9 protein-coding genes and 1 pseudogene are annotated in these 7,312 nt (G+C 67.4%); 9 read left to right on the top strand and 1 reads right to left on the bottom strand.

What is annotated here, in order from left to right:
- Positions 1 to 171: pseudogene (locus JYJ84_RS37915) on the bottom strand (flagellar biosynthesis protein FlgA); the annotation flags it as partial.
- Between the two features lie 204 nt (positions 172 to 375).
- On the opposite strand from JYJ84_RS37915, the gene JYJ84_RS23545 reads away from it, so the two are divergent.
- The 9 genes from JYJ84_RS23545 to JYJ84_RS23505 all read left to right on the top strand — a co-directional run.
- Positions 376 to 864: a flagellar basal body rod protein FlgB gene (locus JYJ84_RS23545; RefSeq protein WP_174963227.1), complete on the top strand. Its 489-nt coding sequence runs from the start codon at positions 376 to 378 to the stop codon at positions 862 to 864.
- 40 nt (positions 865 to 904) lie between these two features.
- Complete coding sequence (gene flgC, locus JYJ84_RS23540; protein WP_021164156.1) at positions 905 to 1,330, top strand: flagellar basal body rod protein FlgC; 426 nt, start codon at positions 905 to 907, stop codon at positions 1,328 to 1,330.
- Positions 1,331 to 1,383: 53 nt separating this feature from the next.
- Complete coding sequence (locus JYJ84_RS23535) at positions 1,384 to 2,145, top strand: flagellar hook assembly protein FlgD (RefSeq protein WP_122946458.1); 762 nt, start codon at positions 1,384 to 1,386, stop codon at positions 2,143 to 2,145.
- A 33-nt stretch (positions 2,146 to 2,178) separates the two neighbouring features.
- Positions 2,179 to 3,426 carry a flagellar hook protein FlgE gene (gene flgE, locus JYJ84_RS23530; RefSeq protein WP_122946457.1) on the top strand — a complete coding sequence of 416 codons (1,248 nt, stop codon included), beginning with the start codon at positions 2,179 to 2,181 and terminating at the stop codon, positions 3,424 to 3,426.
- 19 nt (positions 3,427 to 3,445) lie between these two features.
- Positions 3,446 to 4,204 carry a flagellar basal-body rod protein FlgF gene (gene flgF / locus JYJ84_RS23525; protein ID WP_122946456.1) on the top strand — a complete coding sequence of 253 codons (759 nt, stop codon included), beginning with the start codon at positions 3,446 to 3,448 and terminating at the stop codon, positions 4,202 to 4,204.
- A gap of 34 nt (positions 4,205 to 4,238) precedes the next feature.
- Positions 4,239 to 5,027 (top strand): flagellar basal-body rod protein FlgG, encoded by a 789-nt coding sequence (gene flgG, locus JYJ84_RS23520; protein ID WP_043184643.1) that lies wholly within the window; start codon positions 4,239 to 4,241, stop codon positions 5,025 to 5,027.
- Positions 5,028 to 5,047: 20 nt separating this feature from the next.
- Complete coding sequence (gene flgH, locus JYJ84_RS23515) at positions 5,048 to 5,740, top strand: flagellar basal body L-ring protein FlgH (RefSeq protein ID WP_122946455.1); 693 nt, start codon at positions 5,048 to 5,050, stop codon at positions 5,738 to 5,740.
- A 5-nt stretch (positions 5,741 to 5,745) separates the two neighbouring features.
- Positions 5,746 to 6,924, top strand: coding sequence for a flagellar basal body P-ring protein FlgI (locus JYJ84_RS23510; RefSeq protein WP_175222434.1), 1,179 nt, complete (start codon positions 5,746 to 5,748; stop codon positions 6,922 to 6,924).
- The coding region (locus JYJ84_RS23505; RefSeq protein WP_205189520.1) for a rod-binding protein at positions 6,925 to 7,312 on the top strand (388 nt) is incomplete at its 3' end.

The raw sequence follows: 7,312 nt of genomic DNA, 5'->3' as shown, positions 1-7,312 counted from the left end.
ATTGGCGTGCGCGAGCGCGGTTTCGGCCGTCTCGCCGCGCCCTGGAATCACGATCATCCCGTCGTCCGCGTGGGCGGCCGGGGCGGCGATCCACAGCGCCGCGGCGAGCGCAAACGCACGCCGGACGTGCGTGAGCCGCCCGTGCCTTCCGCGAAGTGCGCTGCCAGTCATCGCCATATCCCCGATTCGTTGCTCCGCTTCGCATTCTAGGGAGCGGGGCCGTCGCGCAAACGATGAATAGAGGGGGCCTTTGCCGCGTTATTCGCCCGATTGCCGGTTGCGTCCGGCGCCTACCATCGCTGTCATGGAAAAAAGCCTCTCGAGTCGCCATCCGGCGCGAGGGGCGTGCAGCGCTTCATACGGAGAGACGCACACATGCTGGACAAACTCGATGCGGAATTCGCGTTCGGCCGCCAGGCGCTGGACGTGCGCGCCTACCGGCAGGAACTGCTGTCGTCGAACATCGCGAACTCCGACACGCCCGGCTACCAGGCCCGCGACGTCGATTTCGCGTCGACGCTCGCGCGCTCGCTGAAGCAGACGGGCGGCGGCGTTGCGCCGAGCAACGCCGCGCAACTGCCGATGACGCAGCCGGCCGGCGTGACGAGCGGCATGTCGATGGTGTCGACGGCGGCGGGCCACATGGCCGGCACCGCGAAGCTGATCCCGACGGGCGGCCCGTCGGACGACTACGGCCGCGCGCAGTACCGGATGCCGCTGCAGCCGTCGCTCGACGGCAACACGGTCGATCTCGATGTCGAGCGCGTGCAGTTCGCGAACAACGCGCTGCACTACCAGACCGGGATGACCGTGATGACCCAGCAGATCAAGGCGATGATCGCCGCGATCACGACGAACCAGTGACGGCGCGCACCGCCTCCGAATCCGAGCAAAAGGAGCTTCCATGCCCTCGTTGATGAACATCTTCGGCGTCGCCGGCTCGGCGCTGTCCGCGCAGTCGCAGCGCCTGAACGTCACCGCGTCGAACCTCGCGAACGCCGACAGCGCAACCGGCCCCGACGGCAAGCCGTACAAGGCCAAGCAGGTCGTGTTCGCGACCGACCCGATCGGCGGCGCGCGCACCGCGTCCGGCCAGGGCGTGGGCGGCGTGCGCGTGACGAAGGTGATGGACGACCCGTCGCCGATGAAGTCGACCTACGACCCGTCGAACCCGGCCGCCGACGCGAACGGCTACGTGCAGATGCCGAACGTCGATCCGGTGCAGGAGATGGTGAACATGATCTCGGCGTCGCGCTCGTACCAGGCCAACGTCGAGACGCTGAACACCGCGAAGACGCTGATGCTCAAGACGCTGACGATCGGCTCGTAAGCCGCGCCGACCGACCTTACAGACTCGACAGTTCCGACAGAAGGCTACCCAGGATGACTTCCTCCAGCACGACGATCGGCGGCAACGGCACCAACGTGTCGAACCTGCCGACCGACACGATGAACACCAACAACGTGTCGTCGACCAACGGCACGTCGGCGAGCGACCTGCAGGCGACGTTCCTGAAGCTGCTCGTCACGCAGCTGCAGAACCAGGATCCGACCAGCCCGGTCGACAGCTCGCAGATGACGTCGCAGCTCGCGCAGATCAACACGGTGAGCGGCATCGCGCAGCTGAACACGTCGCTCTCGTCGCTGTCGACGCAGCTCACGGCCGGCCAGCAGACGCAGGCCGCGCTGCTGATCGGCACCAACGTGCTCGCGCCGGGCAACGCGGTCGCGGTGAAGAGCGGCGCGGCGTCGCCGTTCGGCGTGTCGCTGTCGAGCGCGGTGTCGAACCTGACGATCACCGTGAAGAACGCGGCGGGCACCGTGGTGAACACGATCAACGCGGGCGCGCAGTCGGCCGGCACCGTGCCGTTCAACTGGAAGCCGACCGATACGGCGGGCAACGCGCTGCCGGACGGCAAGTACACGGTCAGCGCGTCGTACACCGACGCCAACGGCACGCCGCAGCCGGCCACGACGCTCGCGGCGTCGACGGTGCAGAGCGTGATCAAGCAGGCGGACGGCACGGCGGGGCTCGTGCTGTCGAACGGCACGACGGTGGGGCTGACCCAGGTCGCGTCGATTTTCCCGAACACCACGTCGTCCGCGTCGTCTTCGTCGTCGTCCGGCGGCACCACCTCCAACTGATACTGATCGAGCAATCTCGAAACGGAGACCGAAATGGGTTATCAACAGGGTCTGAGCGGCCTCTCGGGTGCATCGAACGCGCTCGACGTGATCGGCAACAACATCGCGAACGCGAACACGGTCGGCTTCAAGTCGAGCACCGCGCAGTTCTCCGACATGTACGCGAACTCGGTCGCGACGTCGGTCAACTCGCAGATCGGCATCGGCACGGCGCTGAACTCGGTGGAGCAGCAGTTCGGCCAGGGCACGATCAACACGACGAACTCGTCGCTCGACGTCGCGATCAACGGCAACGGCTTCTTCCAGATGTCGAACAACGGCGTGAAGACGTACTCGCGCGACGGCACGTTCCAGCGCGACAAGAACGGCTACATCGTCAACGCGCAGGGCATGAACCTGATGGGTTACATGGCCGACAAGAACGGCGTGATCAACACCGCGCAGACCGTGCCGCTGCAGGCGCCGACGACCAACATCGCGCCGACCGCGACGACCAAGATTACCGCCCAGTTCAACCTGAACTCGCAGGACACGGTGCCGGTCAAGACGCCGTTCGACCCGACCGACAACACGACGTACAACTACTCGACGTCGATCCAGGTGTACGACTCGCTCGGCGGCTCGCAGCCGGTCAACATGTACTTCGTGAAGTCGCCGACGGCGTCCGGCGTCTGGGAAGCGTACGCGGGCGTCCAGGGCGGCGCCACGAACGATCTCGGCACGGTCACGTTCGACTCGTCGGGCGCGATCAAGAGCACGACGACGGGCACGCCGGCCACGCCGACCACGTCGGTCGGCCAGTTCCAGTTCACGGTGCCGAACACCGACGGCTCGGCGACGCCGCAGAGCCTCACGCTCGACCTGACCGGCACGACGCAGTACGGCGGCAAGGACGGCGTGAACAACCTCGCGCAGGACGGCTACGCGAGCGGCACGCTGACGACCTACACGATCGGCACCGACGGCAAGCTGACCGGCAACTACTCGAACGGCCAGACCGCCGTGCTCGGCCAGATCGCGCTCGCGAACTTCAACAACCCGAACGGGCTGGTGAACCTCGGCGGCAACCAGTATGCGGAATCCGCCGCATCGGGCGTGCCGCAGATCTCGGCGCCGGGCAGCACGAACCACGGCACGCTGCAGGGCAGCGCGCTTGAGAACTCGAACGTCGACCTCACGTCGCAGCTCGTCAACCTGATCACCGCGCAGCGCAACTACCAGGCGAACGCGCAGACGATCAAGACGCAGCAGACCGTCGACCAGACGCTCATCAACCTGTAAGCGCGGATAACGGGCAGCCATGGACCGACTGATCTACACGGCGATGACGGGTGCGTCGCAGTCGCTCGACCAGCAGGCGATCGTCGCGAACAACCTCGCGAACGCGTCGACGACGGGTTTTCGCGCGCAGCTCGCGACGTATCGCGCGGTGCCGATGAATTTCGGCGACGGCAGCACGGTCGACCCGACGACGACGCGCACCTACGTGCTCGCGTCGACGCCCGGCGCCGATTACGCGCCGGGTCCGATCACGCGCACCGGCAACCCGCTCGACGTCGCCGTGCAGGGCGCGGGCTGGCTGGCGGTGCAGGCGGCCGACGGCAGCGAGGCGTACACGCGCGCCGGCAACCTGCACGTCGACGAGAACGGCCAGCTCGTCAACGCGAGCAACCTGCCGGTGGTCGGCAATGGCGGCCCGATCTCGGTGCCGCCGAACGCGGAAGTGACGATCGGCAAGGACGGCACGATTTCCGCGCTGATGCCGGGCGACCCGCCGACGGCGGTCGCGATCGTCGACCAGATGAAGCTGGTCAATCCCGATCCGGCCACGCTCGCGCGCGGCAACGACGGGCTGTTCCGCACCGCCGACGGCAATCCGGCCGACGCCGACCCGAACGTGGTCGTCGCGCCGAATTCGCTCGAAGGCAGCAACGTCAACCCGGTGACCGCGATGGTCGCGATGATCGACAACGCGCGTGCGTTCCAGCTTCAGTCGAAGCTGATCCAGACGGCCGACCAGAACGAGCAGTCGGCGAACCAGCTGCTCAATTTCAGCTGAGCGCCCGCGCCAGCCTACGCAGGAGACCTTAAAAGTGAACCGTTCGCTCTACATCGCCGCCACCGGCATGAATGCGCAGCAGGCGCAGATGGACGTGATTTCGAACAACCTCGCGAACACCAGCACGAACGGCTTCAAGGCGTCGCGCGCGGTGTTCGAGGATCTGCTGTACCAGACCATCCGCCAGCCCGGCGCGAACTCGACGCAGCAGACCGAGCTGCCGTCGGGCCTGCAGCTCGGCACCGGCGTGCAGCAGGTCGCGACCGAGCGCCTGTACACGCAGGGCGGCCTCACGCAGACCGGCAACTCGAAGGACGTCGCGATCAACGGCGCGGGCTTCTTCCAGGTGCTGATGCCGGACGGCACGAACGCGTACACGCGCGACGGCTCGTTCCAGACCAACGCGCAGGGCCAGCTCGTCACGTCGAGCGGCTACCAGATCCTGCCGGCGATCACGATCCCGCAGAACGCGAACTCGCTGACGATCGGCAAGGACGGCGTCGTGACGATCACGCAGGCGGGCTCGACCAACTCGGTGCAGATCGGCTCGCTGCAGATCGCGACCTTCATCAACCCGGCCGGCCTCGAGGCACGCGGCGAGAACCTGTTCTCCGAGACGACGTCGTCGGGTGCGCCGAACGTGTCGCAGCCGGGCCTGAACGGCGCGGGCACGCTCAACCAGAACTATGTCGAAGCGTCGAACGTGAACGTCGTGCAGGAGCTCGTCAACATGATCCAGACGCAGCGTGCCTACGAGATCAACAGCAAGGCCGTGACGACGTCCGACCAGATGCTGCAGACCGTCACGCAGATGAAGAGCTAACCGGAACACCCGTCGTCGCCATGAAGCAGGTTCGCCTCCTCCCGTCAGCCACCGTCCGCGCCGCATGCGCGGTCGCGGTGGCGGCGCTCGCCGCCGGTTGCGCGCAGATTCCGCGCGATCCGATCATCCAGCAGCCGATGACGGCGCAGCCGCCGGCGCCGATGTCGATGCAGGCGCCCGGCTCGATCTACAACCCCGGCTACGCGGGGCGGCCGCTCTTCGAGGATCAGCGGCCGCGCAACGTCGGCGACATCCTGACGATCATGATCGCGGAGAACATCAACGCGACCAAGTCGTCGGGCGCGAACACGAACCGGCAGGGCAACACCGACTTCAACGTGCCGACGGCCGGCTTCCTCGGCGGGCTGTTCGCGAAGGCGAACCTGTCGGCCACCGGCAACAACAAGTTCGCGGCGACCGGCGGCGCGAGCGCGGCGAACACGTTCAACGGCACGATCACGGTGACCGTCACCGGCGTGCTGCCGAACGGCAACCTCGTGGTCAGCGGCGAGAAGCAGATGCTGATCAACCAGGGCAACGAATTCGTGCGCTTCTCGGGCGTCGTGAACCCGAACACGATCTCGGGCGCGAACTCCGTCTACTCGACGCAGGTCGCCGACGCGAAGATCGAATACTCGTCGAAGGGCTACATCAACGAAGCCGAGACGATGGGCTGGCTGCAGCGCTTCTTCCTCAACATCGCGCCGTGGTGATGACGATGCAGAAGACCCTGATCAACCGCCTGTCGGCCCGCGCGCATGCCGCCGCACGGCTCGCCGTCGCGTTCGTGGCTGCGGCCTGCATGCTCGGCGCGGCACCCGCGCATGCGGAACGCCTGAAGGACCTCGCGCAGATCCAGGGCGTGCGCGACAACCCGCTGATCGGCTATGGCCTCGTCGTCGGTCTCGACGGCACGGGCGACCAGACGATGCAGACGCCGTTCACGACGCAGACGCTCGCGAACATGCTCGCGAACCTCGGCATCTCGATCAACAACGGTTCGGCGAACGGCGGCCCGTCGTCGCTGAGCAACATGCAGCTGAAGAACGTCGCGGCCGTGATGGTGACCGCCACGCTGCCGCCGTTCGCGCGGCCGGGCGAGGCGCTCGACGTCACCGTGTCGTCGCTCGGCAACGCGAAGAGCCTGCGCGGCGGCACGCTGCTGCTGACGCCGCTGAAAGGCGCCGATGGCCAGGTCTACGCGCTCTCGCAAGGCAACATGGCGGTCGGCGGCGCCGGCGCCAGCGCGAACGGCAGCCGCGTGCAGGTGAACCAGCTCGCGGCCGGCCGGATCGTCGGCGGCGCGATCGTCGAACGCGCGGTGCCGAACGCGATCGCGCAGATGAACGGCGTGCTGCAGCTGCAACTGAACGACATGGACTACGGCACCGCGCAGCGGATCGTGTCCGCGGTCAATTCGAGCTTCGGCCCGGGCACCGCGACGGCGCTCGACGGCCGCACGATCCAGTTGGCCGCGCCGGCCGACTCGGCGCAGCAGGTCGCGTTCATGGCGCGGCTGCAGAACCTCGACGTCAGCCCGGACAAGGCCGCCGCGAAGGTGATCCTGAACGCGCGCACCGGCTCGATCGTGATGAACCAGATGGTCACGCTGCAGAGCTGCGCGGTCGCGCACGGCAACCTGTCGGTCGTCGTCAACACGCAGCCGGTCGTGTCGCAGCCGGGGCCGTTCTCGAACGGGCAGACGGTGGTGGCGCAGCAGTCGCAGATCCAGCTGAAGCAGGACAACGGCGCGCTGAAGATGGTGACGGCCGGCGCGAATCTCGCCGACGTCGTGAAGGCGCTGAACACGCTCGGCGCGACGCCCGCGGACCTGATGTCGATCCTGCAGGCGATGAAGGCCGCCGGCGCGCTGCGCGCCGACCTGGAGATCATCTAAATGGCAGCCTCTCTCCCGAACGCGAACGACCTCACGCAGCGCTTTGCGCTCGACGTGCAGGGTTTCGACGCGCTGCGCGCGCAGGCGAAGCAGTCGCCGCAGGCCGGCGCGAAGGCAGTCGCCGGCCAGTTCGACGCGATGTTCACGCAGATGATGCTCAAGAGCATGCGCGACGCGTCGCCCGACGGCGGGCTGTTCGATTCGCATACGTCGAAGCTGTACACGTCGATGCTCGACCAGCAGCTCGCGCAGCAGATGTCGACGCGCGGGATCGGCGTCGCCGACGCGCTGATGAAGCAGCTGCTGCGCAACGCGGGGCCGGGCGCGGGCAGCGACACGGCGGCCGACGTCGGCGCGGGCGGGGCGGGGGGGGGTGTTAGAACCAAAC

Origin of the sequence: Burkholderia sp. LMG 13014 (assembly GCF_905232215.1) — a bacterium.
GTDB lineage: Bacteria > Pseudomonadota > Gammaproteobacteria > Burkholderiales > Burkholderiaceae > Burkholderia.
The sequence above is the reverse complement of the archived record's forward strand: the minus strand, read 5'-3'. Positions and strand labels throughout refer to the sequence as shown.

What these genes read in the sequence shown, in the direction of transcription:
- JYJ84_RS23510 (WP_175222434.1), top strand. Translation starts at nt 5,746, where the DNA reads ATGCAGAAGACCCTGATCAACCGCCTGTCGGCCCGCGCGCATGCCGCC.
- flgH (WP_122946455.1), top strand. Translation starts at nt 5,048, where the DNA reads ATGAAGCAGGTTCGCCTCCTCCCGTCAGCCACCGTCCGCGCCGCATGC.
- JYJ84_RS23545 (WP_174963227.1), top strand. Translation starts at nt 376, where the DNA reads ATGCTGGACAAACTCGATGCGGAATTCGCGTTCGGCCGCCAGGCGCTG.
- flgE (WP_122946457.1), top strand. Translation starts at nt 2,179, where the DNA reads ATGGGTTATCAACAGGGTCTGAGCGGCCTCTCGGGTGCATCGAACGCG.
- flgF (WP_122946456.1), top strand. Translation starts at nt 3,446, where the DNA reads ATGGACCGACTGATCTACACGGCGATGACGGGTGCGTCGCAGTCGCTC.
- JYJ84_RS23535 (WP_122946458.1), top strand. Translation starts at nt 1,384, where the DNA reads ATGACTTCCTCCAGCACGACGATCGGCGGCAACGGCACCAACGTGTCG.
- flgC (WP_021164156.1), top strand. Translation starts at nt 905, where the DNA reads ATGCCCTCGTTGATGAACATCTTCGGCGTCGCCGGCTCGGCGCTGTCC.